Annotated in this window: 29 protein-coding genes; 24 read left to right on the plus strand and 5 right to left on the minus strand. The window is 46.3% G+C overall.

Annotated features, from left to right (window positions below):
- Positions 1-110: 110 nt before the first annotated feature.
- From CXF70_RS00880 to CXF70_RS18410, 4 genes are read left to right on the plus strand one after another with little or no spacing between them, the layout of a single operon-like run.
- The gene (locus CXF70_RS00880) at positions 111-947 is read left to right on the plus strand and encodes a nucleotidyltransferase domain-containing protein (RefSeq protein ID WP_101801096.1); all 837 of its coding nucleotides are present in this window, start codon (positions 111-113) and stop codon (positions 945-947) included.
- 14 nt (positions 948-961) lie between these two features.
- Positions 962-1,480: a GNAT family N-acetyltransferase gene (locus CXF70_RS00885; protein ID WP_233208505.1), complete on the plus strand. Its 519-nt coding sequence runs from the start codon at positions 962-964 to the stop codon at positions 1,478-1,480.
- A 38-nt stretch (positions 1,481-1,518) separates the two neighbouring features.
- Entirely contained in the window at positions 1,519-2,025 is a 507-nt protein-coding gene (locus CXF70_RS00890) for a hypothetical protein (protein WP_101801097.1), read from the plus strand.
- Between the two features lie 33 nt (positions 2,026-2,058).
- A complete protein-coding gene (locus CXF70_RS18410; RefSeq protein WP_233208506.1) occupies positions 2,059-2,589 on the plus strand; it encodes a hypothetical protein in 531 nt (176 codons plus the stop codon).
- Between the two features lie 30 nt (positions 2,590-2,619).
- Here CXF70_RS18410 and CXF70_RS00900 read toward each other — a convergent pair whose 3' ends face one another.
- On the minus strand, positions 2,620-3,060 hold the full coding sequence (locus tag CXF70_RS00900; RefSeq protein WP_101801098.1) for a YybH family protein: 441 nt from the start codon (positions 3,058-3,060) through the stop codon (positions 2,620-2,622).
- Between the two features lie 253 nt (positions 3,061-3,313).
- Here CXF70_RS00900 and CXF70_RS00905 point away from each other — a divergent pair, with 253 nt between their 5' ends.
- From CXF70_RS00905 to CXF70_RS00915, 3 genes are read left to right on the plus strand one after another with little or no spacing between them, the layout of a single operon-like run.
- Positions 3,314-3,784, plus strand: a complete 471-nt coding sequence (locus CXF70_RS00905) for a GNAT family N-acetyltransferase (RefSeq protein ID WP_101801099.1) — start codon at positions 3,314-3,316, stop codon at positions 3,782-3,784.
- Between the two features lie 21 nt (positions 3,785-3,805).
- Positions 3,806-4,342 (plus strand): GrpB family protein, encoded by a 537-nt coding sequence (locus CXF70_RS00910; protein ID WP_101801100.1) that lies wholly within the window; start codon positions 3,806-3,808, stop codon positions 4,340-4,342.
- Between the two features lie 54 nt (positions 4,343-4,396).
- Complete coding sequence (locus CXF70_RS00915; protein WP_101801101.1) at positions 4,397-5,071, plus strand: metallophosphoesterase; 675 nt, start codon at positions 4,397-4,399, stop codon at positions 5,069-5,071.
- Between the two features lie 246 nt (positions 5,072-5,317).
- Here the strand turns inward: CXF70_RS00915 and CXF70_RS00920 are convergent, their stop codons facing one another.
- Entirely contained in the window at positions 5,318-5,842 is a 525-nt protein-coding gene (locus CXF70_RS00920) for a P-loop nucleotide/nucleoside kinase family protein (protein WP_101801102.1), read from the minus strand.
- A gap of 93 nt (positions 5,843-5,935) precedes the next feature.
- Between CXF70_RS00920 and CXF70_RS00925 the strand changes: the two genes are divergently transcribed.
- Genes CXF70_RS00925 through CXF70_RS00940 form a run of 4 tightly spaced genes read left to right on the plus strand, consistent with a single transcriptional unit; the run spans position 5,936 to position 7,889 of the window.
- Positions 5,936-6,412 (plus strand): GNAT family N-acetyltransferase, encoded by a 477-nt coding sequence (locus CXF70_RS00925; protein ID WP_369916905.1) that lies wholly within the window; start codon positions 5,936-5,938, stop codon positions 6,410-6,412.
- A gap of 22 nt (positions 6,413-6,434) precedes the next feature.
- Positions 6,435-6,878 (plus strand): ASCH domain-containing protein, encoded by a 444-nt coding sequence (locus CXF70_RS00930; protein ID WP_101801103.1) that lies wholly within the window; start codon positions 6,435-6,437, stop codon positions 6,876-6,878.
- A gap of 14 nt (positions 6,879-6,892) precedes the next feature.
- Positions 6,893-7,387 (plus strand): GNAT family N-acetyltransferase, encoded by a 495-nt coding sequence (locus CXF70_RS00935; RefSeq protein ID WP_101801104.1) that lies wholly within the window; start codon positions 6,893-6,895, stop codon positions 7,385-7,387.
- 34 nt (positions 7,388-7,421) lie between these two features.
- The gene (locus tag CXF70_RS00940) at positions 7,422-7,889 is read left to right on the plus strand and encodes a GNAT family N-acetyltransferase (RefSeq protein WP_101801105.1); all 468 of its coding nucleotides are present in this window, start codon (positions 7,422-7,424) and stop codon (positions 7,887-7,889) included.
- Positions 7,890-8,125: 236 nt separating this feature from the next.
- Here the strand turns inward: CXF70_RS00940 and CXF70_RS00945 are convergent, their stop codons facing one another.
- Complete coding sequence (locus CXF70_RS00945; protein ID WP_101801106.1) at positions 8,126-8,665, minus strand: SDR family NAD(P)-dependent oxidoreductase; 540 nt, start codon at positions 8,663-8,665, stop codon at positions 8,126-8,128.
- Between the two features lie 101 nt (positions 8,666-8,766).
- On the opposite strand from CXF70_RS00945, the gene CXF70_RS00950 reads away from it, so the two are divergent.
- From CXF70_RS00950 to CXF70_RS00995, 10 genes are all read left to right on the plus strand, one after another.
- Positions 8,767-9,306, plus strand: coding sequence for a hypothetical protein (locus tag CXF70_RS00950; protein WP_101801107.1), 540 nt, complete (start codon positions 8,767-8,769; stop codon positions 9,304-9,306).
- 24 nt (positions 9,307-9,330) lie between these two features.
- Positions 9,331-9,825: a kinase gene (locus CXF70_RS00955; RefSeq protein WP_199172773.1), complete on the plus strand. Its 495-nt coding sequence runs from the start codon at positions 9,331-9,333 to the stop codon at positions 9,823-9,825.
- Positions 9,826-9,885: 60 nt separating this feature from the next.
- The gene (locus CXF70_RS00960) at positions 9,886-10,908 is read left to right on the plus strand and encodes a DUF2268 domain-containing putative Zn-dependent protease (protein ID WP_158241137.1); all 1,023 of its coding nucleotides are present in this window, start codon (positions 9,886-9,888) and stop codon (positions 10,906-10,908) included.
- Between the two features lie 37 nt (positions 10,909-10,945).
- Complete coding sequence (locus CXF70_RS00965; protein ID WP_101801110.1) at positions 10,946-12,010, plus strand: DmpA family aminopeptidase; 1,065 nt, start codon at positions 10,946-10,948, stop codon at positions 12,008-12,010.
- 12 nt (positions 12,011-12,022) lie between these two features.
- Positions 12,023-12,865 (plus strand): alpha/beta fold hydrolase, encoded by an 843-nt coding sequence (locus CXF70_RS00970; RefSeq protein WP_101801111.1) that lies wholly within the window; start codon positions 12,023-12,025, stop codon positions 12,863-12,865.
- Between the two features lie 178 nt (positions 12,866-13,043).
- Complete coding sequence (locus CXF70_RS00975) at positions 13,044-13,394, plus strand: ArsR/SmtB family transcription factor (RefSeq protein ID WP_101801112.1); 351 nt, start codon at positions 13,044-13,046, stop codon at positions 13,392-13,394.
- A 45-nt stretch (positions 13,395-13,439) separates the two neighbouring features.
- Positions 13,440-13,859 (plus strand): arsenate reductase (thioredoxin), encoded by a 420-nt coding sequence (gene arsC / locus CXF70_RS00980; protein WP_084243589.1) that lies wholly within the window; start codon positions 13,440-13,442, stop codon positions 13,857-13,859.
- A 27-nt stretch (positions 13,860-13,886) separates the two neighbouring features.
- Entirely contained in the window at positions 13,887-14,246 is a 360-nt protein-coding gene (gene arsD / locus CXF70_RS00985; RefSeq protein WP_101801113.1) for an arsenite efflux transporter metallochaperone ArsD, read from the plus strand.
- 13 nt (positions 14,247-14,259) lie between these two features.
- The gene (arsA, locus tag CXF70_RS00990; protein WP_101801114.1) at positions 14,260-16,032 is read left to right on the plus strand and encodes an arsenical pump-driving ATPase; all 1,773 of its coding nucleotides are present in this window, start codon (positions 14,260-14,262) and stop codon (positions 16,030-16,032) included.
- Positions 16,033-16,068: 36 nt separating this feature from the next.
- On the plus strand, positions 16,069-16,347 hold the full coding sequence (locus CXF70_RS00995; protein ID WP_084243592.1) for a hypothetical protein: 279 nt from the start codon (positions 16,069-16,071) through the stop codon (positions 16,345-16,347).
- 90 nt (positions 16,348-16,437) lie between these two features.
- On the opposite strand, the gene CXF70_RS01000 is transcribed toward CXF70_RS00995, so the two are convergent.
- Positions 16,438-17,283: a GAF domain-containing protein gene (locus tag CXF70_RS01000; RefSeq protein WP_101801115.1), complete on the minus strand. Its 846-nt coding sequence runs from the start codon at positions 17,281-17,283 to the stop codon at positions 16,438-16,440.
- A 245-nt stretch (positions 17,284-17,528) separates the two neighbouring features.
- On the opposite strand from CXF70_RS01000, the gene CXF70_RS01005 reads away from it, so the two are divergent.
- The 3 genes from CXF70_RS01005 to CXF70_RS01015 all read left to right on the plus strand — a co-directional run bounded on the left by CXF70_RS01005 (position 17,529) and on the right by CXF70_RS01015 (position 22,340).
- Complete coding sequence (locus CXF70_RS01005; protein WP_101801325.1) at positions 17,529-19,460, plus strand: fructose-1,6-bisphosphatase; 1,932 nt, start codon at positions 17,529-17,531, stop codon at positions 19,458-19,460.
- 194 nt (positions 19,461-19,654) lie between these two features.
- The gene (locus CXF70_RS01010) at positions 19,655-20,107 is read left to right on the plus strand and encodes a CopY/TcrY family copper transport repressor (RefSeq protein WP_101801116.1); all 453 of its coding nucleotides are present in this window, start codon (positions 19,655-19,657) and stop codon (positions 20,105-20,107) included.
- A gap of 85 nt (positions 20,108-20,192) precedes the next feature.
- Positions 20,193-22,340 carry a heavy metal translocating P-type ATPase gene (locus CXF70_RS01015; RefSeq protein WP_101801117.1) on the plus strand — a complete coding sequence of 716 codons (2,148 nt, stop codon included), beginning with the start codon at positions 20,193-20,195 and terminating at the stop codon, positions 22,338-22,340.
- 78 nt (positions 22,341-22,418) lie between these two features.
- Here CXF70_RS01015 and CXF70_RS01020 read toward each other — a convergent pair whose 3' ends face one another.
- Complete coding sequence (locus tag CXF70_RS01020) at positions 22,419-22,832, minus strand: Lrp/AsnC family transcriptional regulator (protein WP_101801118.1); 414 nt, start codon at positions 22,830-22,832, stop codon at positions 22,419-22,421.
- Between the last annotated feature and the right edge of the window lie 108 nt (positions 22,833-22,940).

Here is a 22,940-nt window from a genome sequence, read left to right on the forward strand (position 1 = left end):
TCTTCTCTTTTCTTCTGTAAATCTCCTTCTTTTGTACCAAAAAATATTGCTTATGAGTAATGCGAATGGAATGATATGGATACAGGCAGAAATGGCAGGAGGAGAAAGGGATGAAAATAGAAGAAAAACATTGGCAGCGTGACAGTCGATTACCCGAAGCCAGGAACCGGTTGCTGGATGTGATTCGTCAGGATCTCGAGCAGGATCCGGATGTGCTGGCAGTTTATCTGGCTGGCTCCCTCGCGAAAGGGAATGCCGACAGCTATTCGGACATTGATCTCCACACCATCGTGAAACCTGAAAAGCTGGAAGGTTTTATTGCCGATAAATTCGGACGCGCGGGGAAGTGGGGCAATGTACTGTTCTATGAAGGAATTGCGGCGTCGCCGGTGATAGTCAGCCATTTCGACTGCTTCATCAAAGTCGATTCCTGGTACCATACCGCCGATGATATCACGCCATCCATTTGGATGAAGGGCATGAAAATCCTTTATGATCCGCACGGCTTGCTTGAACCGATCCGTCAGCTTTCGGAAGAGGCCATCTATAAAATCACGCCTGCGGAAGTGGAGTTCTGGCGTACGAAAATGCTGGCGTTCATCCATGAAACCTACCGTGCGGCCATGAGAGGCGAACCTTATTATGCACTTGCCAATCTCGACAGTGTACGCTGGCTTACGGCATACGGCTGGTATATGGAAATGGATCGGCATCTCGACAGCCCTTACCAGGTATGGTCGAAAATCGAAGGCTCGAGAAGCCGCCTGAGTGAAGAGCAGCTGCAGCGCTTGGCCGGCTGGGAAGCGGACCGTGACCCGGGCAGTGTATTACTGGTACTAGAGAGCATATCGACGGAATTCATCCGGCTCAATAAAACATTGAGCGAGCAGGCCGGTACAGACAGTAACAGCGAAGTGGTTAGCCGGGCACTTGGATTGGTGCTGTAGAGGGGGAGAGGGATTTGAAAATACGCAGAATGAGCCATGGCGATTTAGAGTTGATGACGAAATGGCTCAACACAAAGGAAGTTCTTGAATTTTTCGGAGATCCAGCCGCCCCGCCGAGCGCCGGGCAGCTTCGTGAAAAGTATGGCCCCCGGATTGACGGGTCAGTAGCGGTTGAACCTTATATCGCCGAAACGGCAGGCAAGCCGTTCGCGTTCATGCAATGCTGCAGGTTAACGGATGAAGATTATAAAAGCTATGGCTATTCTATGGAAGAAACTATTTACGGCATCGACCAGTTTATCGGTGAACCGGAACTTTTCGGCAAAGGGTACGGCACGCAAATGGTGACTGAGTTTCTAAGCTTTATTTTTAAGGAAAAAGGAGCGGACGCTGTCACGGTCGATCCTGAATTGACCAATCCGCGTGCCATCCGCTGTTACGAAAAATGCGGCTTTCAAAAGGTGAAGCAAATCGATGGAGAGCGGAAATGGCTTATGGAGATTAATCGCGGGCGGTGGGCTGAAACTTTATGAGCTGATGAGTCGACTACTGGTATAAAGGGGCTGATGAGATGGGGGAGAAGTTTAAAATTATTGTGGCGTTTATTGTCGCGGCCCTGTTGCTTTATGGCTGCGGAACGGCTGACGAGCAAGCAGGCGACCAAGCAGGCGACCAGGCCGATCAGTCGGAGCCCATCCATTCACAATCCCAAACACCACCAGCTCTTGAACTGAAAATCGGTGACGACATCATCCGGACATACCGGGGAGGCTACAGCTGGAGTTATTATGACTTGGAAGTGAAGTCGATGGCGGGGATTGAAGCTGATTCCGTTGCACCGCACGAAATGATAAGCACGGACAACGCACGGAAAGTTGACCGCCATGCGGATGTCGCGCTGGAGTTCGGTGAACCGCCGCTGTCCTATCAACTATTTGTCTGGGACGAAGCGGGCAACCGCACTGCCTATCCCGTTCCATTCGAGCTGGCGGAGCATGAAGGTCCGACGCTTTTCGAGATCTTTGCGCACTGGGAGCAGGGGCAGGCGAGTTATGTGGTTGCGTTGGATGTGGAGTGAACGACTGCCTATATAAGAGGAGGAGGGTTCTTTTTGAGTCGAGGGGAAGAATACAGGCTATCCCTATTAACGATGGCAGTTTTTATGGCATCGGGTCTGATTTTTTTGCTGATCGGTATGCTGGCTGTAGCAGAAGTGGCACAAGAGGGTGTGTGGCAAACGATAAAATTTATTGGGGTAACCCTTATATTTCCCACTCCTTTTATAGCGTACCCCATCTATCTCTGGAGAAAAAGAAAAGCCGGAAAGACTTTTTACTGGGATGAAGAAGGCATCGTCATCGATTTGCAAGGCAATAAAATTTACTGGGATGAAATCGAAGACATTCGGTTTAGTCAGCTGTATGGGCACTGGTTTACCAGGTCCACTGTCATCTACCCGCATTACACACACCATGAAAAGATAAGGGAAAGAAGAAAAAAGTGGATGCCGACCCCTGCTCATTCAATCGACTGGATCCTGATTGAAAATCCGAAAGACTACCACAAAAATGTTATGCAGGCGTGGAAAGAAAAGCAAAAATTGGATAAGGATAAATTGGAACTTGGAGAAACAGAAAAATAACAGGGATTGCCGCAGCAATCCCTGTTATTTTTACTTCGCGTCGAAAATCCCTTTTCCGGTATCCATGTCGATGGGCAGTGATGAATGCTCATGGGCGATGCTCCAGGAATCGCTGTCCTTTTTCAAGCCGAATGTGAACCGGTTGGTCATTTCACGCAATGTCTCACCCGAATCTTCATCCTTGGCAGCAAAAGTGATCGCACAATGCACGAATGCCGCTTTTTCATCTTCTGCGATTGCCACATCATTAAAATCCACTTCGAGCAAAATATTCTCATTGCCCAATCCATTGAACCACTCCGCCACATTCTCTTTCCATGCCGCAATCCCCTTGCTCTCCCAGTTATTCCAGCTGTCGAAAATATGGATATCCGGATTGTAGATGGTCAGAAATTTGTCTGCATCCTGTTCGTAGATGGCTGATTTGTATGTGTCCAGTACGTCCTGCACTTTGTGGTATTTCCCAGTCATATTCAACTTCCTCCTCTGTCGGCTGTAATTACGTGATTGCTTGCTAGTGAAGGTATTCGGGATTCAGGAATTTATTCCCTTCTTTTCATAGTCTTTAAATAAATACTTCTATATAAAGTTCTTTTTATTCTGATGGAAATTAATGTTAATATTATTAATAATAAGATTTCTTTGAGTTGATTGGGAAGACTTGAAGCAGGTCTGTCGAACGGAAATATTATGCGAATGAAAAGAGATCTGGAGGAATAGAGAAATGAACATCAACAATCTTCAGCAATCCATGCCAATCGTGCCCGTAACTGAAAAATATGAAGCGGCGGCGAGGCAGTTGATCCTCGACGGGCTGGAAGAGCGTTTCGGGTTTTTGGATCATTCCTTCAATCCGGACCTGCGGAACATCATCCGAAACTACATCCGGAATAGCGATGTATTCCTGGTTGGTCTGGAGGATAATAAAGTCGTCTGCACAGGAGCGTTAACCAAAGAAAGCGAAACTGCCGGAAGAATCCAGAGGATGTCTGTGAAGAAATCCCATAGACGCGGCGGCCTGGCTGAATCGATGCTGCGAAAACTGGAAGAAACTGCAAGGCAGCAAGGATATAAAGAGCTGGTACTCGAGACAAACAACGAATGGCATAGCGCGATCGAATTTTATAAGAAGATGGGCTATGGAGTGGACTGGAAAGATTCGGAACGCAGCCACTTCCTGAAATTATTGGGTTGATTGTTATAAAGGGGGAGTTCAATGAAGCTGGGCCTCAAAAAGAATGAAGTGAAAATAGTGGATTACACGCCTGAATGGGCTGCAGAGTTTATTCGCGTGCAAGAAGAGCTGATTGAAAATACCGGTCTTGATGAAAATAGGATTGAACATATCGGCAGTACGGCGATCAAAGGGATGGCGGCAAAACCGATTCTGGATTTAATCATTGGAGTCGATGTTTTGAATCAGGTGGATCGAGAGTTGCTGCAGGCGTTTCAGCAAACAGGTTTCCTGCGATTGAAAGTGGAGCGGCCGGGTGAAATGGTGCTGGCGAAATTTACAGACGATTCGTATCAAGAAAAAACCCACTTCATCCATTTGGTCGAATATCGGGGAGACCTATGGAATGACTTGATCTATTTCAGGGATTACCTGAATTCAAATGTGGAAGCCAGAACGCAATATTTACAGGTCAAATTGGCGTATCTGGAAAAGGCGGCTGCAGGCATGAAAGAATACACGGATCATAAAGAAGCGTTTGTGAAAGGGATTATTGCGAAGCGAACAGAGTCATTTTAAATAAAGGCTGTCGTTTCCGGCAGTTAAGACGGTGTAGCGGGGGAGTGCGTTTTTATGAAAAGGACTTTGGTAATCAGTGACATTCACGGTGAGCTTGAACTTTTTGAGGAGCTGCTGCAACAGGCGGAGTACGATTCTGCCAAAGACCAGCTGATTTTACTGGGAGATTATGTGGACCGCGGTCCGGATTCAAGAGGCGTTTTGGAACGGGTCATCGAGTTGAAAAAGTTAGGTGCAATCGTATTGAGCGGAAATCATGACGCGATGATGCTGGCAGCGGCAAAAGGTGAACCCGCCGCCCTGGAGAGATGGGCGAGAAATGGCGCCATTCCAACTCTGCAGAGCTACGATCCATCAATCAAAGAGGCTGGGCTTCCGGAAACAGATGTTTTTTGGGAACACGTCGCCTTTATTGGAGAGCTGGGCTTTTTCCATGAAACAGACGATACTATTTTTGTGCATGCAGGTGTTCAGCCCGGCACGCCGGTTCAGGAGACGGATCCGTATGTATTGATCTGGATACGGGAAGAGTTCTATGAAGCCTACGAAGGCGCAAAGGCGGTAGTATTCGGCCATACACCGGCGTTTCTGCTGCGGGCAGGAGGCGGAAATGACATCTATTTTGGCGGCAATAATATAATCGGCATCGACGGCGGCGCGGCGTATGGCAGCCAGCTGAATTGTCTGGAGCTGCCGAGCCGGAAGAGTTATTTTGTGGAGAAACCGTGAGAAGCGACGATGATTTCGAGGTGGAAAACGGCTGAATGATCATAGAATGCTAATAAGTGATCATAGAATCCCCTGAATGATCATAGAATCCACTGAGTGATCATAGAATGAAATAAGTGATCATAGAATGCAAAATACCGCTCATAGAATTGCAGCACTCCGGAAATATACCCGTTTCTTATGCAACACCGCGTATTTCATTGCCAATACCGTCTCTTTTATGCGAATAAAGACTATCTTTTGCTTTTATTTCTTTAAATAATCGATGACTTCCGGCAAATAAGCTTCGAGTGGCCGTATGGTATTGACGGTCAGGATTTCATGTCCGACAGGCTTTTTGCTGTTGGCGATTGTATAAGTGAAAGCTTCCGGCGAACGGATTTCCGGGATTTGGCTGACCATTCTGTTGCGTGTTTTTAATCTTCGGTTGATTTCGTCCATATCATCCAAATAGCATTCCACATACTTGTAACCGGCATTATATTTTTCGCAAAGGAAAATTCCTTTTTCGACAAGTTCATCGTACAAGCAGGGGCTGTCCAAAATGACGTTAAATCCTTGTGAGAGGTGGAATTCGACTAACGACCAATCGATGTTATAGGCGATTTTACCGGCAAGCTTCGGGTCGATAGGCGCGTGCTCGATCGATTCCATCAAAGAAGATTTGACGATGTCGTGATCAACGATAACTGTCCCGAACTGTTGTGCGATTTCAAGGGATAGCGCTGACTTTCCGGACCCAGGAAACCCGGACATTTGAGCAAAGAACATAGAAACTCCTCGTTTCTCATAATATTTTATGCATTGCATAATCTATATTCTAGCTTACTTCTTACTTAAATCGAATCTGGAGGTGAACAAGCATTGGCCTATTCTTTTCAAACAATGACCCAGCAGCAGGCGGAAGAAATCGCCGCCCATTGGCGTTACGTCGGGGAATATGCTTTTTATGATATGGATGCGGATCCGGAAGATTTAGCGGAATTCCTGAATCCGGAGGCACGGAATAATACATATTACAGCGTCATCCAAAACGGGGGAGTCGTCGGCTTTTACAGTTTTACTCAAACGGCTCAGGACACAATCGACATCGGACTGGGAATGAAACCGGATCTGACCGGCAGCGGAAAAGGAAACGAATTCCTGAAAGCGGGCATGGAATATGCAAAATCCACATACAATCCTCAGAAAATCACGTTATCCGTAGCCGCTTTCAACGAGCGCGCAATAAAAGTCTATGACAAGATGGGATTCAAAGAAACGGAACGATTCCAGCAAGCCACCAATGGCAGTGTCTTTGAATTTGTGAAAATGGTTTATTACTGCAGTAACACAATTTGAATTAGAAAATGAGGTTTTATTGATGAACAAACAGGCAGAAAAATTCTGGAATGAATATTGGGCAGCACAAGGGCAGCCGAAGCCGGAAAAAGTGGAAGCATTTCAATTCGGAGCGGAAGCGGACTGGCTGGCGGACCTGGTCGTCGAAGGCAAGAAAACAGCGACTTGCTCTGCCCATGTTTTATATGAAATTGAAAATGAGCCTTTGCCGCAAGTCGGCCAATATAACATCGTCCTGGATGCGAAAGAAGAGCCCGTTGCGATCATCCGCGTGACCGAAGTTTCAATCATGCCGATGAACAAAGTGCCGGTGGAGTTTGCGTTGGCAGAAGGCGAAGGGGATTATGAATTCTGGTGGAACGCCCACGAGAATTTCTTCAAAAGCGAATTAGGGAAAGTGGACCTCGAATACTCGGAATCGATGCCGCTCGTCTGCGAGCGCTTTGAGACGATCCATACAAAATAATAGGAGAGAAGACCATGGAAGTAACCATTGCCAAACCTACTGAAAACCACATAGAAGCGATTTCCGCGATTTGCTCGGCCGGCTGGAAGCAAACCGTCGCAGGGAAATTAAGCGAAGCGTATCAGGAACGAAATGTGGATTTCTGGTATAACCACGAACGCATTCGCAGCGATATGGAAGCCGGTTCCTATACACACGTGGCTTTGATCGACTCTGACGTAGCAGGAGTGATAGGTGGCGGCATGACCAGCCCTAGTGTGAGCGAGATTTTCATGCTGTATGTAGATGAAACTTACCGCTACAAAGGAATCGGCAGGTTGTTGCTGGAAGCGTTGACTGAATTGCAGAAAGAGCAAGGCGCAGCGAAACAATGGGTTTCTGTGCAGGAAGACAATCAGCATGGTATTCCGTTTTACGAAGCGCGAGGATTTCGGCTTCAAGGGAAGAAAACGGAGTTGACGGATACCGGCGAAGAGCAGGTGTCATTGCGGTATTCAAGGGAGATATGAAGAGGCATAAGTAAAGACACAAAGGGGTGCGGTAATGAAAACACAACTGACAGAAATGAATGATGAAGAATTTGATCAATACATGGAATTTTTTATTCCGGATTACGCCAAAGACTTATCCGACAATTTTATGATTCCGTATGAAAAAGCTTTGGGGGAGTCCGAAGATTTAATGGCCACTTTACTTCCGGACAGGCAGAACTCAGCAGACCAGCACATCCGTAACATTTATTCACCCGAAGACGACAAGAAAATCGGCGTGCTCTGGTATAACATCCAAGCCGAAAGCAATAAAGCCTACGTCTACCACATCCTCATTCATGAAGCGTTCAGAAAAAGGGGATTCGCCAGTTTGGTGCTGGAAGAATTAGAGGAAACTGTGAAAAGTGCCGGCGTCACTTCAATGGGATTGAATGTCTTCGGCAATAATCCCGGTGCCCAAAGAGTTTATGAGAAATTGGGATACCAGCCGGCGTCTATGGCGATGGGGAAACGGATTTAGGCAAGAGTATGCTGCAGTATTTTAAAGGACCTTCTTCAAGGGTCCTTTTTTTACTTTCTGGAATCAGAAAGTAAAAAGAAAAGGTATCCAAATAGTTGGGGATTAACTGAAATCACCACTCAAATATCTCTCACATCAATTGTTGATGCAAAAAACACAGAATGATGGGGTGGTTTCCGCCTGGCGGAGACCATCCCAGGAACATTCGCCGTAGCGAATGTTTTTCAATCTGGATCTTAAGGTTGTTTCTCCCAAGGACTGAGCGTTCCGACGACGTATTGCGCTTTCTCGGCCCGTATCGCTTCAATGACACCAGTCGAAATCTCATCATTTGTAAGCCAGCGGGATGTGCCGCTTTCCAGCTTAAAACCGAGTTGAATTTGATAATAATGGACATGTGAGGGCACAGAAACCTGAACTTTTATCTCCTTCAGGTTCGAGCTGCTGCCGTTTACATGGAATAATTTCCAGTCGGAGTCTCGCGGAAGAGAATCGATTAAGCAAGGGATCGCATCCGGACCATCTGAATGGATCCAGGCAAGCACCAATTGAATTGGGCCATTCTTTTGCTGAATCTGGGCTAACTGCTGAGCTAGTTTTTCGGAGTCTCTGTAATCAACCGGCACCGGAATGATTCCTTTCGGATTCTTTTCAATCAGCCGCTGCATCTTTTCGTGGTTGCGGCCAATCACCGAAACGCGGTACCCATTTTGCGACAGCCAGACAGAAGCCTGGGCAAGCATGCCGGTGCCGCCGATCACTAGTGCGTGTTTCATAAAAATCAGTCCTTTTTTGAACAGAATAATGCGATAATTGTAAATTAAAAGCCAGTAAAAGGGAATTAATGCTGTATGATTAAAGAAAAAGGAGAAATCAAATGAAGCATCTGCTCTTTAAAATTGCGGTATTCTCACTCTTTTCATTTCTGATCATGGTATCAGAAACGCCCTCATACCTAAAAATCATTTTTATATCCGTCATGCTGTTCTTTTTTCTGCCGTTCCGCTATGAATTTTTTACAAAGGAGCGGATGTGGAGAAAGTTCATAGCCGCAGTGAGTGGGACGATTATATTTACGATGCTGGTTCTATTTGTGCCGGTGCTGCTTTCTGGCGATTTAACGAATTTTAATACCTTTATCGAATCTGGAGACTCTTTAGGGTATAGTTTACTCGTTTTTTCCATTACCCTTTTTTATTTTCTTATTTACGGCCTGCCGGTTTCGCTGTTATCGGATTGGTTAGCGGCGCGTTACCCTCATCGCATGGTGGCGGCAGGATTTGTGCATTTTGGATTTGGCATGCTGCTGATAAGGGAACTGTGGATTCTCCCGGTTATCAGTGCAATGATCTTTTGGGTGATCGATGAACTTCTGCGAAGAAGAACGGCGAAAGAAGTCGCAGAAGTAAATATATAAGTTATTGAGAAAGGCCTGATTCCAATAAAAACAAAGCTAATTATCCTACGGGGAAACTCGGGAAGCGGAAAAACCACAATAGCGAAAAGCCTGCAGGACCGTTTCGGGGATGGCACGCTTTTGGTGTCGCAGGATGTTGTGCGGCGGGACATGCTGAGCGTCCGCGACAGAAAAGGAAACCTATCGTTGGAGCTTATCCGGCAGATCACCGAGTACGGCAAAGGCAAATGTGAGTTTGTGATTTTGGAAGGAATTCTAATGAAAGAACGCTACGGCGAAATGCTGATGGATTTGATCCGGTTTTATGAAGGCAATGCCGATGTGTATTACTTCGATTTGCCTTTCGAAAAGACGGTCGAGCGCCATCAGTCACGTGCACTTGCCGATGCATTCGGAGAAGACTCGCTGCGTGCCTGGTGGCATCCAAAAGATTATCTTGGCACATCGGGCGAAACGATGCTGACGGAAGAAATGACGGAGGAAAGTATTTTGGGTTTGATTTCTAGTCGAATAGTTTAATTCAGAAGATTTTCTAATATGAAAGTGGATGAAACGTTTTTTATAGAGGAGAGGGAAGTATTGAAAAAATTATTTGTCCCAATTTCATCTATTCTGCTGACAATACTGCTGTTGGGATGTTCAGAAGACGTTGCGCCTAATCCGGAACCAGAAGGAGAAAGTGTTGAAAAAGACGAAGCTGCAGAAAACATACAGAAAACCACCGAATCTGAATTTGCCATACTGAAAATCGGCAACCAGCAATTTGAAATCTTCTCGTACTACGACGCATTCGATGAATACGTGGCTTTGGCAAAAGAGCAGCCGGCTGAACTGAACGATGCGTACGCTCAAACAATTTTCCAGCCATTTCGTCAAAATGCCTTCGATGAAAAAAGTGTGCTCGAATACATAAATCTTATAATTTTCACCCCGCCGCAAGACATCATCCCGCTGCAAAGTTCACTCGAAGCGCTGTCTGATAAAGAAGCCGAGTTCCAATCAGCAATCGAAGAGTCGCTCAAAAAGTCCGCGGAATCGTTACCTGGCGGCAATAAAACTATACATGTCTTTCCTGCGAATCCGGCTTTCATCCATGGCGGGAGTCCAGAACTCAATGCAAGCGGAGTAGCGCTGAATGAGGAGGTAATGATTCTGTTCGTACACTCAAGTCTTGAGACAGAAGAATTGAAACATACCGTATCCCATGAATATTTTCATTTAATAGATATGGAAAAAGGGGCGTTTGAAAGTTCAACGGCTGAATCCACGCTACTTGAATCCACGATTATGGAAGGGAAAGCAGTGGCTTTTTCACTGCTCAACTATCCGGGTATAAACCTGTCGTGGATTTCAAATGAGGACGGCAAGGTTACTGAACAGGCGCGCAATCTATTTATGGAACAAAAAGATTCTGTCGAAATGGGGGTGTGGGAAGACTTTCTTAACGGAAATCCTGTAAAAGGCATTCCCGCTTCTGCCAATTACATCATCGGCCACGAAATCATGCAGAGCTTCCTCAAAAACCATCCAGAGATAGATGTCAGTGAATGGCTGGGGATGAGCGCTGAAGAAATATTGGCAGGCAGTGATTTTAGAGAGTAAGCAACTTAATTTCAATAAACTCAAAGGAGCCGATAACATGTTCAACCAAAAACGGATACGCGATTACGGAGTAGCGATTGGGCGGCTCCAAACGGGGGCCCGCAACGCCATCACCGATGTGAAAGGTGTAACGGTCGGGCATGTGACGCTCAGCGAAGGGGACAGCCAAACAGGTGTGACGGCTATCCTGCCGCATCAAGAGAACATCTTCAAAGAGAAGCTGATCGCTTCCAGCCACGTCATCAACGGTTTCGGCAAAACGATGGGAACGATTCAGATAAAGGAGCTCGGCACTTTGGAGACGCCGATTCTTTTGACGAATACGCTGGCTGTAGGAACAGCTGCCGATACGCTGACGGATTACATGCTGGAGCAGAACCCTGAAATTGGACGAACGACTGGAACGGTGAACGCAGTGATCGGCGAATGTAATGATATGCTCCTGAATGACATCCGCGCGAAATTTGTAAAGCGGGAACATGTTCTCGAGGCGCTCCATAACACTTCATCTGATTTCGCGGAAGGAGCGGTCGGAGCAGGGACCGGTATGCTGTGCTACTCGCTGAAAGGCGGAATCGGTTCCGCTTCCCGGATTATGGAGATGAGCCACGGCAACTATACAATCGGGGTACTCGTGTTGTCGAATTTCGGTATTCTCAGTGATTTGCTTATACAAGGCAAAGCAGTCGGGCAGGAATTGAAGGAGGCTCTTCTCGAATCTTATAAGGAAGAAGATAAAGGCTCTGTCATGATTATCGTTGCAACCGACCTGCCCGTATCTGAACGCCAATTAAACCGGATCCTCAAAAGGGCCGTTACCGGCCTGTCCAGAACCGGTTCGATCATCACCAACGGCAGCGGAGAAATCGTCATTGGGTTCTCGACCGCTGTCCGCATACCGCATGACAAGCCGGAACACCTACTGGCACTCCCACAAATTCACGAAGAAGATATGGACACCGCTTTCCGCGCGATAGGTGAAGCGACGGAAGAAGCGGTTTTGAATTCATTGGTGACGGCTCATGAAGTAACCGGCCGTGATGGCAATAAAAGACCGGCGTTCAAGGATTTGGTCAAGAAGTTTGACGTATCGTTAGTGTGAGGAGGCGCTCTTATGAAGTGGACCCAAAAAATAATCAAAACAACCCGCGGCGATTTCGAAGTGTTTATAAAAGGGGACGGTCCCCCTTTATGCGTCACTCACCATTATTCCGAGTTCAATGAAACAGGCGATTTCTTTGCAGATGCTTTTATGAAGACGAATCTGGTGTTCCTGGTCAATCTGAGAGAGGCGGGAAACTCCGCAAAAGCAGAGAAACCGCATCAACTCAGTCTGCTTGAAACGGTTCTTGACCTGGAAGCAATCCGTGAAGCGTTGGGATTTGATGAATGGGGCTTTGCTGGCCATTCGACCGGCGGCATGCTGGGCGTTGTCTATGGCATTTATTTTTCAGAAAAGCTCAGCTTTAATGTAATCGTCGGCGCAGCGGCCAGGGAATATATGACGTTTTCAAAGGACTGCATCTATAACGAACAGCATCCTCAATTTGAAAAGATGCAGGAACTGATGGAAAACCTGAAGCAGCCGGGGTTGTCGGCAGAGGAAAAGAGCAGCTTGAAAATCCAGCGTACAAAGCTCTCTTTAGCGAATCCGGATAAGTACGATGATTATTTCACACAAGATATCCGAAAGGAACTGTCAGCTGTGCGGCTCAATTTCTTCAGCAGGGAATTGCATGTGTTTGATGTCACCAGAAAACTGAGGCTGATCACTGCGCCGACTTTGATCATTTGCGGAAAACACGATGTGCAATGTCCGCTCGAATACTCGGTGGAAATGAACGAATTGATACCGGACTCCACTCTGGCAATATTCGAAGACAGCAATCATTATCCGTTCCTGGAGGAAGCGGAGCGATTCGGTGAAGCTTATCAATCGTTTGTAGAACAATTATAGATAGAGAAAGATTTATACAGGGCCGCATGTAAACGAGCGGCCTTTTTTCAATGCCAAAAAATTAAAGCTATCAATAGCCACTTGAACATATAAGTATATACTGATATGCTGTTTTTAGTTTTAAGAATAATAGCTATCGATTAAAAAATAAACCTATAACGAATGAGGTGAAATCCAAATGGAAGCGACAGTAAAAGAAGTCGAAATCGAAAAAGCCGGTATGGTCCTTAAGTTATTGGGCGACAAAACAAGGCTTGCCATGATGAAGCTGCTGGAAAAGAACGATTGCTGCGTTTGCGAATTCGTGGAAATCTTTCAGATCAGCCAGTCGGCCATCAGCCAGCATTTGCGGAAATTGCGCGATGTCGGATTGGTGAAAGAACAGCGCCGCGGTCAGTGGATTTTTTATTCATTGAATAAAGACAGCGACACTTACGAGATGGTGCTGCACATCTTGGAATTCATCCCGAGCCAGGACGACAGGCTTTTAGAGTTGGAGAAGCAAGGGCTTCGCATCAGCTGCAATTAAAGAACTAACACGATAAAAAATCTAACCTACAGAGGAGTTTTTACTATGACAAAAAAAACATTGTACTTTCTATGCACAGGAAATTCATGCCGCAGCCAGATGGCAGAAGGCTGGGGGAAACAGATTCTTGGTGACGAATGGCAAGTCCTGAGCGCGGGAATTGAAGCACACGGATTGAACCCGAACGCGGTGAAGGCGATGAACGAAGTGGATATCGATATTTCTGAGCAGACATCAGATATCATTGATACTGAAATTTTGAATAATGCGGATTTCGTCGTGACTTTATGCGGCGACGCTGCCGATAAATGTCCAATGACACCGCCGCATGTGAAGCGCGATCACTGGGGCTTTACGGATCCGGCAAAAGCGGAAGGCACGGAAGAAGAAAAGTGGACGGTATTCCAGAATGTCCGCGACGAAATCGGCGCGCGCATCCGTGAATTCGCTGAAACAGGCAAATAAGCAGTTCTGTATAGAGGAGGAAACAACATGAAAAAGGTAGAAATCTTTGATCCGGCAATGTGCTGCTCCACAGGCGTCTGCGGACCTGTCGTCGACCCGGAACTGACACGCATTGCTTCTGCAGTTTATTCACTGGAGAAAAAAGGTTTTCAAATTGAACGTTTTAACCTCAGCAATGACCCGAGTGCATTTGTGGAAAATCAGACAGTGAACCAGGCATTGGCGAATGGCGGTCCGGATGCACTTCCGCTTGTCCTTCTTGATGGTGAAATTGTGAAAACAGCCGAATACCCTACAAATGAGGAATTAGCTGATTGGTTCGGCACCACTCCTTCCGAATTGCAGGAAAAGCCAAGGGTTCGCGTATCAGTAGAGTTTGGCAAATAAAGGAGAGAATTTGATGCATTCATTGTTCAATCCGAAAAAAATGCAATTGACGCCGTTCCTGTTTTTCACCGGAAAAGGCGGCGTCGGCAAAACATCGACAGCCTGTGCAACTGCGGTCGCACTCGCTGACCAAGGGAAAAAAGTGCTGCTCGTCAGCACCGATCCCGCTTCCAATCTGCAGGATGTGCTGGAAGTGGAATTGTCGAATGAGCCAAGAGCGATTTCCGCTGTCCCTAACTTGTACGCCTGCAATATCGATCCGGAAGAATCGGCTCGCATCTATAAGGAAAATGTAGTGGGTCCTTACCGCGGAAAATTACCCGATGCTGTACTGGCGACGATGGAAGAGCAATTATCGGGTGCCTGCACTGTGGAGATTGCCGCGTTCGATGAGTTCTCACACTTATTGGCTGATGAAGAAATTCTGGATCAATACGATCATGTCTTATTTGATACGGCACCAACCGGCCACACGCTTCGCCTGTTGCAATTGCCGACGGCGTGGAGCGGATTTTTGGAAGAAAGTACGCATGGCGCTTCCTGCTTGGGTCCGCTTGCGGGTCTGGAAGGAAAGAAAGAGATGTACGGCAAAGCCGTTGCATCGCTGGCAGATCGTGAGAAGACCACATTGTTATTGGTCGCCCGTCCCGACAATTCATCGTTGCTTGAAGCGGACCGTGCTTCTGCGGAACTGAAAGCGATCGGCATCGATAACCAATTGCTCATCGTTAATGGACTGCTGCAGACGCACCGGGCAGAAGACAAAGTGTCAAGCGCGTTTTATAATCGCCAGCGAGCCGCTCTGAATAAAACACCTCAAGCTTTAAAGCAGATTATGGCATATTCATTGCCATTCGTTTCGTATTCGCTGACAGGGATCGGAAATCTCCGTTATTTATTCAGTTCTTCAGCCATTTCAGCATCAGTGGCAGAAGAAACAGTGGTGAAAATGGAAGAACTGCCAGGTCTGAATCAGCTTATTAACGATTTTTCCGAAAAAAACACACGCGTCATTTTTACAATGGGTAAAGGCGGAGTCGGCAAAACGTCGATTGCTTCCGCGATTGCGGTCGGCTTGTCAGAAAAGGGACATCGCGTCCATTTGACGACGACCGATCCGGCGGCGCACCTGGCATACACATTCCAAGGCAGTGACGCGCAGGACAATTTGTCGATCAGCAGCATCAACCCGGAAGTTGAAGTGGAACGCTATAAAAAAGCGGTTCTTGAAAATGCTGGGAGCGGATTGTCGGAAGAAGAGCTGGCTTATTTACAGGAAGACCTGGAATCGCCGTGCACCGAAGAAATCGCATTGTTCCAGGCATTTGCAACTGTCGTGGAAAAGTCGGAAGATGAAATCGTCGTCATCGATACAGCGCCGACAGGCCATACGCTCCTATTGCTGGATTCAACGGAGGCCTATCATAAAGAGATGAGCCGTTCGACAGGCGACGTGCCGGAAAATGTCAAAAAGCTTCTTCCGCGTTTGCGTAATCCGGAAGAAACCGGCGTTGTCATCGTCACGTTGGCTGAAGCGACACCGGTTCTTGAAGCCGCGCGCCTTCAGGAAGATTTGAAACGGGCCGGCATCGACCCGAAATGGTGGGTTATCAACCAAAGCCTGGCTGCAACGGATACAACAGATCCTGTCCTCCGTGGCCGCGCAAGTTCGGAGACTGAATGGATTGCTAAAGTGAACAGCGGACTTGCGGCGAAATGCGCCGTCATTCCCTGGCTGCATGAAGAGAAAATCGGCTATGACCAATTGAAGGAATTCAGTTTATAAATTTTCACTTAATCACCAAAAGGAGAGATGAGACCAATGATGATCACCAATGAAGCAAAACAATATATTGAATCCATTCTGGAAGAGCAGAATGCGGAAAGTCTGCGCATCTATGCTGTAGCAGGCTGCTGCGGACCGCAAATCGGCCTGTCACTGGATGCGCCGGAAGCAGCGGATGAAATGACGGATGTCAACGGAATCCGTATGGCTATTGCACCGGAAGCGAAAGATGCAGCGGAGAGCTTAACGTTGGATTTTGAAGAACAAGGTGAGCAATCCGGTCTGGTGATGATTGGTGCTCCAGCAGGCTGCTAAACAGCTGCAGTTTATATTTTTCACAATCAAAGAAGCGGAATTGCTCAGACTGAGCAATTCCGCTTCTTTTTCAAATGATTTCCCCAGATCTTATTTCTCCAGCGTATATCCGATTTTATTCAACGCCGATTCGATATCCATGACATATTCCGTTTGCAGGTCAGTCAGATGGTCGCGGACTTCCTGCATTTTCACAAGCCACGGCGGCAGTCCGGTCATCATGACTTTGATGCCCATGATATTCAAACCGAGCACCAGGTTTTTCAGAATATCCGGAAAGCGGTTTTCAAGCAGGACGATTTGCGACAGGTCGATGATGAAAGAATGGCTGCCGTTTTTGGCCGCATAGCTTAATGTATCTTCCAAAATTTTGTGGGAACGCTCTTCGTTGATATTGCCTTGCAGCGAAAGAATCGCGAGCCCTTTTTTGATCGGGATGATCGGGACGCTCAACAATTCAATATCTGCTATCGTGTTATCCAGGTGGATGAGATAGGAGAGCACTTCGGCCATCTTCTTCAGAAAATGGATATCGTCCTCGCTGAATTCTTTTTCCTCTTTGTCCATGACACATAAGGTGCCGAATACGTTTCCATAAAAATCACGCAGGGTCACACCTAAAAATCCTTTAACTTCAAGCTGCTCGGTCACTTCCAGATCTTTTGTCAGGGTGAATGAACCGAGGTTATTCGTATGCATCGCTTCTTCGTCGCTTTGGATGATCAGGCGGCAGTAAGTTCCGTCATAATCGACTTGATAGCCTTCTGGAATAATATAATGATCTCTATTGAACGAGCTGATGACTTCCATCGCTTTGGGTCCTCGCTGGGTAACATAAGCAGTATTTACCTCCAGCTCTTCGCTGATCACTTCAAACAGTTTATAGGAAACTGCTTTCAATGACTCATGAGTGGAGATTCTTTTCGTTTCGGGCATGTATTGATTTCCTCCTCATTCTCAAAGGCTCTTTAGCAGAACTTTTCGATTTCTCTATCTTTAACCCTATAGGAAATGTGTTTTAACGGTCAAGGCAAAGGGCGCACTTTATACTAGAGCCTTCCCTCGAACTGCTATAGACTGGATAGAGAAGAGATTTCTTTTTTGGATGGCCAGCATTGAAACAGGTGAGGCTTTCTTTTTTAATAAACAGCGAATGGATTTCGAAAGGGGATATTCCGATGATGGATTCAAAATACCTGGATTTATTGGCGCAGAAATACGACAGCGAGGAAAAAGTGGCAAATGAAATCATCAATTTGGAGGCGATCCTGAATCTTCCCAAAGGGACGGAGCATTTTGTCAGCGATCTGCACGGCGAGTACCAGGCGTTCCAGCATGTGCTGCGCAACGGTTCCGGCAATGTGAAAGTGAAGATCAAGGACCTTTTCAAGGATGAGTTGCAGGAAAAGGAATTGAACGAATTTGCCACACTGGTTTATTATCCTGAAGAGAAACTGCAATTGATCAAAAGCAATTTCAGCAGCAAACAGGAGCTGCGGGAATGGTACATAGAAATCATCGAGCGCATGCTGAAGCTGGTGGCATATGCTTCATCGAAATATACACGTTCGAAATTGCGCCGTGCGCTGCCGAAGCAATTCGTCTACATCATCGAAGAATTGCTGTACAAGACGGATGAGTTCACGAATAAAAAGGAGTATTATGCAAAAATGGTTGATCAGGTCATTGCGCTTGGTCAGGCAGATAAGCTGATCATTGGACTCGCTTATACGACACAGCGCCTGGTGGTCGATCATCTGCATGTGGTCGGCGACATTTACGACCGGGGACCGGATCCGCATAAAATCGTCGATACGCTGATTGACTACCATTCGGTCGATATTCAATGGGGCAATCATGATGCCTTGTGGATCGGCGCATTTGCCGGCTCGAAAGTATGCCTGGCGAATATTATCCGAATCTGTGCCCGCTACAATAATTTGGACATCATCGAAGATGTTTACGGCATCAATCTGCGTCCGCTGCTGAATCTGGCGGAGAAGTATTATGACGACAACCCCGTCTTCCGGCCGAAACGGATTTCAGATGAAACACTGACGGAGCAGGAGCAGCTCCAAATCACCAAAATCCATCAGGCCATTTCGATGATCCAGTTCAAACTGGAAAGCCCGATCATCAAGCGCCGTCCTTGCTTCGAGATGGAAGACAGGCTGCTGCTGGAGAAAGTTGATTATAAAAATAAAACAGCGACAATCCACGGCATTACTTATGCGCTCGAGAACACCTGCTTTGCGACAATCGATCCCGAGCAGCCGGACCGGTTGCTGGATGAAGAGCAGCAAGTGATGGACAAATTGCTGTTTTCGATCCAGCATTCCGAAAAACTTGCGCGCCATATGAATTTCCTGATGAAAAAAGGCAGCCTTTATTTGCAGTACAACGGCAATCTGCTGATCCACGGCTGTATCCCGCTGGAGGAAAACGGCGACATGAAGAAGATGGAGATCGAAGGAAAAAGCTATGCTGGACGCGACTTGCTGGACGTCTTTGAACAATATCTGCGCCATGCTTTCGCCAACCCTGACGAAACGGATGACTTTGCGACGGATATGGTATGGTATCTGTGGACCGGCGAGAATTCTTCATTATTCGGCAAGCGTGAAATGACGACATTTGAACGTTATTTCATCAAAGAAAAAGAAACGCACAAGGAACGTAAAAACCCTTATTATTATTTGCGGGAAGATGAAGAGATGTGCGGCAGGATGCTCGCTGAATTCGATCTCGATCCGGAACACGGCCGCATCATCAATGGCCATACACCGGTGAAGGAAATCGACGGGGAAGACCCGATCAAAGCCAATGGCAAAATGATCGTCATCGACGGCGGCTTCTCGAAAGCCTATCAATCGACGACAGGCATTGCCGGCTATACGCTTCTGTACAATTCCTATGGCATGCAGCTTGTCGCTCACCAAAAGTTCAACTCAAAAGAAGAAGTGCTGAGCAATGGAACCGATGTCCTTTCCGTGAAGCGGCTGGTGGATGAGGAATTGGAGCGTAAAAAGGTAAGGGAAACGAATATCGGTGAGAAGCTGTCACAGGAAATTGCGAATTTGAACAGTCTGCGGAAACATCGGTATATGGAATGATTAAGTTATATAGACACCGGAAAACAAACTGGCACATCGAGCGCTTCGGAAGCGTTAGATGTGCCAGTTTTTTATTGATGGGAAATAAAAACACACACGATAAGGATAAATAGGTTGACAACTTAAGATTACAATTGTAAACTTCAATCATAAATTTCGATTACATTTGTAAACAAAGAAGGGGAGGGTATTTTATGGTCAATGAAATGGAATCTAAAATTTCTGATGCTGAATGGGAAGTTATGCGTGTGGTATGGGCACAGGATAAAGTGACCAGCAAAGAAATCATTGATGTATTAGAGCAAAAAAAAGATTGGAAACCGGCAACCACTAAAACATTTATCGGGCGTTTAGTGAAAAAAGGGATTCTTCATACTGAAGAGGAAGGCAGAAAGTTTTTATATTCCTCTGCTGTAAATGAAAGTGATTTTATCAATAGTACGCTGGATGAGACTTTTGAACATATATGCAATAAGGACGTTGGAAACGCCATAGTGAATCTCCTGTCGAACGCAACGTTGAGTTTCAAGGATATAGATAAGATAGAAAAAGTGATAGAAATGAAGAAAAAAGAGGCAGTGGAAGAAATTCCATGTAATTGTGTGCCTGGACAATGCAGATGTAATAATTGTTCATCTGGACATTAAAGAGTGGAAAATCCGATCTGCAAAAAATCCAAAGGAGCAGGGATGAAATGTTGTAAAATAAATTGCTTTTAAGGAGGAATACTAAATGGAGAAAAATGAAAATAAACACCACAATGATCACCGTGAACATACGAATCACAACAACACGGATCATTCTGAACACGTCGGACATGCTTATCATGAAAACCAAATAGAGGAAGGAATTCACGACGACAGCAATCCCTCTGACAAACACGATTCCCATGCTCACCACAATCACAGCGGTCATGGTGCTCATGCGGAACATGGCCACGGTGAACACACACACCATCACCATGGGAACTTCAAGGAGATTTTTCTGAAGTCCTTGCCCATCGGAATTGTCATTCTGTTATTATCGCCGATGATGGACGTCAGTCTTCCCTTTCAGTTCAGCTTTCCATACTCGGATATAGCAGTCGCTGTATTGGCGACCATCTTATTGTTTTATGGCGGCAAACCTTTCTATCAAGGAGCGATAGACGAATTCAGGCAAAAAGCTCCAGGAATGATGGCGCTGATTTCATTAGGGATATCCGTTTCTTATTTTTACAGTATTTATGCCGTAGCGGCCCGCTATGTGCTCGGAGAACACGTCATGGACTTTTTCTTTGAGTTCGCTTCCTTGCTTCTGATCATGCTGCTTGGACACTGGATTGAAATGAAAGCTGTCGGGGAAGCAGGAGACGCGCAACAATCGCTTGCCGAATTAATGCCGAAAGATGCACATGTAGTATTGGAAGACGATTCGATCGATACACGTCCCGTAGCTGAGTTGAAAGTTGGGGACATTGTCCGTGTGCAGGCTGGAGAAAACGTTCCTGCTGATGGCATCATCACGCGGGGGAACTCACGGATTAATGAAGCCTTATTGACTGGAGAATCCAAACCGGTTGAAAAAGGTGCCGGAGACAAAGTGATCGGCGGTTCTACGAACGGCGAAGGTGTCCTCTATCTGGAAGTGGAAGGAACAGGAGAAGCGTCATTTATTTCACAAGTTCAAACGTTGATCAGCGAGGCTCAAAATCAGCCTTCACAAGCTGAAAATACGGCTCAGAAAGTCGCCGGCTGGCTGTTTTATATCGCCATTGCGGCGGCCGTCATCGCCTTTGCCGTCTGGCTGTCTATAGCCGATATCCAAACAGCGGTCCTCTTTACGGTCACGACGCTGGTCATCGCTTGTCCGCATGCCCTTGGTCTTGCCATTCCATTGGTTATTGCGCGAAGCACCAGTCTGGGCGCGGGCAGAGGATTGTTGGTGAAGGACCGGGAAGCGTTGGAGCTGGCAAACAAGGCAGATGTGATGATACTGGATAAAACAGGCACATTAACTACTGGAGAATTTAAAGTTTTGAGCATGGAAACGCTTGGGGTAAAATATACCGAAGCTGAAATCGCTGCATTTATGGCAGGGATTGAAGGAGGGTCCAGCCACCCAATCGCCCAGTCCATCATCCACTATGCTGAGAAGCAGGGAGTTCAGCCTGTCCGGTTTGATTCGATTGAGATTGTGTCAGGTGCCGGCGTGCAAGGCAGCGCTGATGGCCGCAAATACGAATTGATCAGCCAAAAGGCATTTGGAGAAGGTTTGGCGGTTGATGTTCCAAAAGGTGCCACCCTCAGTATATTGGTTGAAGATGGAGAACCTATCGGTACAGTCGCATTAGGGGATGAATTGAAAAAAGCCAGTAAAAACCTGATAGAGGCACTGAAACAATATAATATTAAAGCGATTATGGCTACGGGCGACAATGAAACAGCCGCTCAAGGGGTGGCTGAAGAATTGGACATTGAATACAAAGCCAATCAATCTCCGCAGGATAAATATGATTTAGTCGAATTACTGAAAAACCAAGGTAAAACTGTCATCATGGTCGGCGATGGCGTAAATGATGCACCTTCTCTTGCGATGGCAGACGTAGGTGTAGCAGTTGGAGCGGGAACTCAGGTAGCAATCGATTCTGCTGATGTGATTTTGACCCAATCGGATCCGGGAGACATTGCATCTTTCATCGAATTGGCCAATAAAACAACCAGCAAGATGAAACAGAACCTCGTTTGGGGAGCCGGTTATAATTTTATTGCCATTCCCGTGGCTGCAGGTGTCTTAGCTTCAATCGGCATTACGTTGGCTCCTGCAGTCGGAGCGGTTTTAATGTCTGTGTCGACGGTTATCGTCGCCATCAATGCGATGACATTACGGTTGAAACATTAAATCTGTTTGAACGGCTAACGCAAAATTCTCTTATCTGTTATTGTTTTGCGTTAGACCATGCCTTCATCTTTCGACGGATTATTTATCGATGACTATCGATAATTTATAATTTACATGCTGATCCAATTTATCCAGAAATTCATTTAATGATTCATTGGAAGGGAATTTGCATTCAAGCAGATAACAGCTGTCTCCGCTAATTTTATAGTTATTGATCACATACTGTTCCTGTTCTTCCAGAAACGACAGATAAGGACGGTGATAGGTGCTGGCAGTAAAGATATTGATGATGGCATGAACAGCATATCCCATCTTTTCCTGGTTGATCTTAATAGTGTAGCCCTCAATGATTCCGGCAGCTTCCAATTTTTCCACCCGCGCCGAAGTGGCAGGAGCGCTTAAATGGACTTTTTCGCTCAGTTCTTTCATTGTGATACGGCTGTTTTTCGAAAGTTCGTCCAGGATGTGCAAATCGGTGTTGTCCAATGTCATTCAGATCCTTTCGTTAATAAAGTCAAACGGCAAAAAGACCTTATTTAGTCCATGTTCATATAGCCAGCATTTAGTATACACTAGGGACCAATCAAACAAAAAGGAGAT

The sequence above is a fragment of the Planomicrobium sp. MB-3u-38 genome (genome assembly GCF_002836425.1).
GTDB classification, from domain to species: domain Bacteria; phylum Bacillota; class Bacilli; order Bacillales_A; family Planococcaceae; genus Planococcus; species Planococcus okeanokoites.

Coding starts and splice junctions, on each gene's coding strand:
- CXF70_RS00880 (WP_101801096.1), top strand. CDS start 111: ATGAAAATAGAAGAAAAACATTGGCAGCGTGACAGTCGATTACCCGAA.
- CXF70_RS00890 (WP_101801097.1), top strand. CDS start 1,519: ATGGGGGAGAAGTTTAAAATTATTGTGGCGTTTATTGTCGCGGCCCTG.
- CXF70_RS00900 (WP_101801098.1), bottom strand. CDS start 3,060: ATGACTGGGAAATACCACAAAGTGCAGGACGTACTGGACACATACAAA.
- CXF70_RS00905 (WP_101801099.1), top strand. CDS start 3,314: ATGAACATCAACAATCTTCAGCAATCCATGCCAATCGTGCCCGTAACT.
- CXF70_RS00910 (WP_101801100.1), top strand. CDS start 3,806: ATGAAGCTGGGCCTCAAAAAGAATGAAGTGAAAATAGTGGATTACACG.
- CXF70_RS00915 (WP_101801101.1), top strand. CDS start 4,397: ATGAAAAGGACTTTGGTAATCAGTGACATTCACGGTGAGCTTGAACTT.
- CXF70_RS00920 (WP_101801102.1), bottom strand. CDS start 5,842: ATGTTCTTTGCTCAAATGTCCGGGTTTCCTGGGTCCGGAAAGTCAGCG.
- CXF70_RS00930 (WP_101801103.1), top strand. CDS start 6,435: ATGAACAAACAGGCAGAAAAATTCTGGAATGAATATTGGGCAGCACAA.
- CXF70_RS00935 (WP_101801104.1), top strand. CDS start 6,893: ATGGAAGTAACCATTGCCAAACCTACTGAAAACCACATAGAAGCGATT.
- CXF70_RS00940 (WP_101801105.1), top strand. CDS start 7,422: ATGAAAACACAACTGACAGAAATGAATGATGAAGAATTTGATCAATAC.
- CXF70_RS00945 (WP_101801106.1), bottom strand. CDS start 8,665: ATGAAACACGCACTAGTGATCGGCGGCACCGGCATGCTTGCCCAGGCT.
- CXF70_RS00950 (WP_101801107.1), top strand. CDS start 8,767: ATGAAGCATCTGCTCTTTAAAATTGCGGTATTCTCACTCTTTTCATTT.
- CXF70_RS00965 (WP_101801110.1), top strand. CDS start 10,946: ATGTTCAACCAAAAACGGATACGCGATTACGGAGTAGCGATTGGGCGG.
- CXF70_RS00970 (WP_101801111.1), top strand. CDS start 12,023: ATGAAGTGGACCCAAAAAATAATCAAAACAACCCGCGGCGATTTCGAA.
- CXF70_RS00975 (WP_101801112.1), top strand. CDS start 13,044: ATGGAAGCGACAGTAAAAGAAGTCGAAATCGAAAAAGCCGGTATGGTC.
- arsC (WP_084243589.1), top strand. CDS start 13,440: ATGACAAAAAAAACATTGTACTTTCTATGCACAGGAAATTCATGCCGC.
- arsD (WP_101801113.1), top strand. CDS start 13,887: ATGAAAAAGGTAGAAATCTTTGATCCGGCAATGTGCTGCTCCACAGGC.
- arsA (WP_101801114.1), top strand. CDS start 14,260: ATGCATTCATTGTTCAATCCGAAAAAAATGCAATTGACGCCGTTCCTG.
- CXF70_RS00995 (WP_084243592.1), top strand. CDS start 16,069: ATGATGATCACCAATGAAGCAAAACAATATATTGAATCCATTCTGGAA.
- CXF70_RS01000 (WP_101801115.1), bottom strand. CDS start 17,283: ATGCCCGAAACGAAAAGAATCTCCACTCATGAGTCATTGAAAGCAGTT.
- CXF70_RS01005 (WP_101801325.1), top strand. CDS start 17,529: ATGGATTCAAAATACCTGGATTTATTGGCGCAGAAATACGACAGCGAG.
- CXF70_RS01010 (WP_101801116.1), top strand. CDS start 19,655: ATGGTCAATGAAATGGAATCTAAAATTTCTGATGCTGAATGGGAAGTT.
- CXF70_RS01015 (WP_101801117.1), top strand. CDS start 20,193: ATGGAGAAAAATGAAAATAAACACCACAATGATCACCGTGAACATACG.
- CXF70_RS01020 (WP_101801118.1), bottom strand. CDS start 22,832: ATGACATTGGACAACACCGATTTGCACATCCTGGACGAACTTTCGAAA.